Below are 2,983 nucleotides of genomic sequence, written 5' to 3'. Positions count from 1 at the left end.
CAACAAGGGCGAGGTGCTGCGCGATGGCCGCGACATCAGGATCGGCGACACCGTGGTGATCCAGCGTGCCGGCGACGTCATCCCGCAGGTCGTCGACGTCGTCCTGGACAAGCGGCCGAAGACTGCCAAGGAATTTCACCTCCCCAAGAAGTGCCCGTGTCCGCTGCACACCGACGTGGTGCGCGAGGAGACGGCGACGGGCGAGGAGGGATCGCGCGCCCGCTGCACCGGCGAGTTTGCCTGTCCCTATCAGAAGATCGAGCATCTCAAGCTGTTCGTCTCGCGCCGCGCCTTCGACATCGATGGGCTCGGAGAGAAGCAGCTGCAGTATTTCTTCGACGAGGGGTGGGTCAAGGAGCCCGCCGACATCTTCACGCTGGAGAAGCGCAATTCCAAGCTCAAGCTGGAGGAGGTCGAGGGCTACGGCGCGACCTCCGTGCGCAACCTGTTCGGCGCCATCGAGAGCCGGCGCAGAATCGCGCTGGAGCGCTTCATCTATGCGCTCGGCATGCGCCATGTCGGCGAGACCACCGCACTGGCGCTGGCGCGCGGCTACGGCTCCTGGGACGCCTTCCACGACGCCTGCCTCAAGGTCGCCAAGGGCGACGAGGAGGCAATCGCCGAGATGGACGCGCTCGACCAGATCGGCGACACCGTGATCAAGAGCATCGCCGATTATTTCGGCGAGAGCCACAATCGCGGCATCGTCGAGCGGCTGACCAAAGAGGTCGAGATCATCGACGCCGAGAAGCCGAAGAGCAATTCGCCGGTCGCCGGCAAGACCGTGGTGTTCACGGGCTCGCTGGAGAAGATGACGCGGGACGAAGCCAAGGCGACCGCGGAACGGCTGGGTGCGAAAGTCTCGGGTTCGGTGTCGAAAAAAACCGATCTCGTTGTCGCCGGTCCCGGCGCGGGCTCCAAGCTCGCCGAGGCCAACAAGCACGGCGTCAAGGTGCTGACCGAGGACGAGTGGCTGAAGCTGATCGGGGAGTGAGGGTTTCTTTCCTTCTCCCCTTGTGGGAGAGGGGACAACTGCCGCAGAACCCCTACATCATCCCGCCCTCTTCCTCCTCCGCCTTCTCGATCAGTGTCTCGCTCACCGTCACCTCGCGCCGAGGGACGACGAAGATCATAGTGCAGGCGCAGAGCAGCGAGATCGCGAGGACGGCCGAGGTCAGCGGCAGCGTGGTGGCCGAGTGGCCGCCGAGATAGGCGCCGAACTGCGACATCAGCGCGCCGATGCCCTGCTGGAGGAAGCCCATCGCGCCCGACGCGGTGCCGGCCGCCTCGGGGCGGATGCTGATGGCGCCGGCGGCGGAGTTCGCCATCACGAAGGCATTGCCGACCATCACGATCATCTGCGTGCCGAACATCCACGCGGGCGCTTCGTTCCAGCCGGTGAAGCTCCAGACCAGGTTCAACAGGCTGCCGCAGAGCTGCAAGCCCAGCCCGAACCAGATCAGCTTCTCCAAAGAATGCCGCGGCGCGAAGCGCACGCAGAGCAGATTTCCGACGAGAAACGCAAAGCCCGTGGTCGCGAACCAGGCGCCGTACTCGGCAGTGGTCCGGCCCATCTGCGTCACGACGATGTAGGGGCCGCCGCCGGCGAAGGTGAAGATGATCTGCGAGGCCAGCACCTGGCACATCACATAGCCGACGAAGGCGCGGTTACGGATCAGCACCCCGATGTCGCCGCGGAAGCCGCTGCCGGCGGGGCGGCTGCGGCGCGTCTCGGGCAGCGCCACCGCGATGCCGACGGCGACGAGGATCGCGGCGATCGTCATCGCGTAGAAGATCGCGCGCCAGCCGAAGGCGATCTCGATCAGGCCGCCGGTGAGCGGCGAGACCATCAGGCCGATCATCAGTGCCGCGACCACGAGGCTGATCATCGAGGCGACGCGGTCGCGTTCGTAGATGTCGCGGATGATGGCGCGGCTGATCACCATGCCGGATGCGCCGCCGAGGGCCTGGAAGAAGCGCGCGGCAATCAGCTGCGGCAAGGTCTGCGCGAAGATGCAGGCAATGCTGGCCACGACCATCAGTGCCAGTCCTCCGAGCAGCACCGGGCGCCGTCCGAACCGGTCCGACAACGGCCCCATGATCAGCTGCGACAGCGCGATGCCGACCATGTAGAGCGACACCGTCATCTGCGCGATCGAGATGTCGCTGCCGAAGTTCGTTGCCAGCACCGGCAGCGCCGGTACCAGCATGTAGAGCGAGATCGGCGCGATCCCGGTCATGACGACCAGCAGCAGCAACACCACGCGCGAGGTCGCGAGGTTGCCGGCCGCTCCCGGCGGCTTGCTGATCATGCCGTGCATGCGTGTCCATCTTTCGCGTTCGAATCGACTGTAGCGCGCCGGCGCAAGACGGATATCGGCGTTTCGGAATGCGGCTATACGGATTTCGGGAGGGTGATGATAACAGCGCAATGGCGACCGATTGGGCGCGCTACCCGTCCAGCAGTATAGGTGTCATTCCCCGCGAAGGCGGGGAATCCAGTATTCCAGAGCAGTCGCTTTATGCGGAGAAGCCGCGGCGTACTGGATGCCCCGCCTTCGCGGGGCATGACCGCTCGGTGGGGCGAGGAGAGTTGCGTAGCGCGCGTGGCGCCATGCGCACTAGGCCTTCAGCTCCGCCGTGGCCTGATCGAGCCACGCCCGGGTCGCCTCGTCGAGGGCCGGCCGTACTTCGGCACGCACCCGCGCGTGGTACGCGTTGAGCCAGTCGAGCTCGTCGCGGCTCAGCATCGCGACATCGATCAGCCGGCGGTCGATCGGCGCCAGGGTCAGCGTCTCGAACGCGTTCATCGGCTTCTCGGCGCCCTCGATGCCGGCTTCGACGACCAGCTCGAGGTTCTCGATACGGATGCCGAAGCCGTCGGTCTTGTAGTAGCCGGGCTCGTTGGAGAGGATCATGCCGCGCTTCAGCGGCGTGGTGCCGAGCTTCGAGATCCGCGCCGGTCCTTCGTGCACCGAGAGAT

3 protein-coding genes are annotated in these 2,983 nt (G+C 65.8%); 1 reads left to right on the top strand and 2 read right to left on the bottom strand.

Features of this window, described 5'->3' with window-relative positions:
• Positions 1–994: BRCT domain-containing protein (locus JHD07_RS34915; protein ID WP_291630456.1), on the top strand; the 994-nt coding region annotated here is incomplete at its 5' end.
• A 52-nt stretch (positions 995–1,046) separates the two neighbouring features.
• Here JHD07_RS34915 and JHD07_RS34910 read toward each other — a convergent pair.
• Positions 1,047–2,321: a multidrug effflux MFS transporter gene (locus JHD07_RS34910; RefSeq protein ID WP_291630454.1), complete on the bottom strand. Its 1,275-nt coding sequence runs from the start codon at positions 2,319–2,321 to the stop codon at positions 1,047–1,049.
• 300 nt (positions 2,322–2,621) lie between these two features.
• Positions 2,622–2,983 (bottom strand): M24 family metallopeptidase C-terminal domain-containing protein (locus JHD07_RS34905; protein WP_291630452.1); only part of this gene is annotated, 362 nt, incomplete at its 5' end.

Source organism: Bradyrhizobium sp. (assembly GCF_016462955.1).
In the GTDB taxonomy this organism is placed as follows: domain Bacteria; phylum Pseudomonadota; class Alphaproteobacteria; order Rhizobiales; family Xanthobacteraceae; genus Bradyrhizobium.
This window is presented reverse-complemented; position numbering and strand designations above follow the sequence as displayed.